Annotated in this window: 2 tRNA genes; both read left to right on the plus strand. The window is 44.7% G+C overall.

Going from position 1 to position 409, the window contains the following annotated elements:
• Window positions 1-156 precede the first annotated feature (156 nt).
• Window positions 157-233, plus strand: a tRNA-Ile gene (locus H5084_RS19340).
• 46 nt (window positions 234-279) lie between these two features.
• A tRNA-Ala gene (locus H5084_RS19345) sits at window positions 280-355 on the plus strand.
• Window positions 356-409: the final 54 nt, after the last annotated feature.

Consider the following 409-nt stretch of genomic DNA (forward strand, 5'->3'; position numbering starts at 1 on the left):
CTCCTTACGTAAAGAAAGACATCAACAAGCCTTACGGTGAATTTGCTTAGGCAAATAAACCTACCGGCCAAAGTTTTTGCTTCGCAAATACTTAGCGAGTGCCCACACAGATTGTTTGATTAGAAAAGTAAAGAGACGTATAGATAGACCTATATTGGGTCTGTAGCTCAGTTGGTTAGAGCGCACCCCTGATAAGGGTGAGGTCGGCAGTTCGAATCTGCCCAGACCCACCAATTTCTTGTAATTTGAAATTGGATTTCTATTTATGCACACCATGTTGGGGCTATAGCTCAGCTGGGAGAGCGCCTGCCTTGCACGCAGGAGGTCTGCGGTTCGATCCCGCATAGCTCCACCACTCATTCTTAATAAGAATAAGTGTCCAACATGTTAGAAGCCTTAGATAAGTTAC

Origin of the sequence: Psychromonas sp. SR45-3 (genome assembly GCF_014163575.1) — a bacterium.
Classification (GTDB): domain Bacteria; phylum Pseudomonadota; class Gammaproteobacteria; order Enterobacterales; family Psychromonadaceae; genus Psychromonas; species Psychromonas arctica.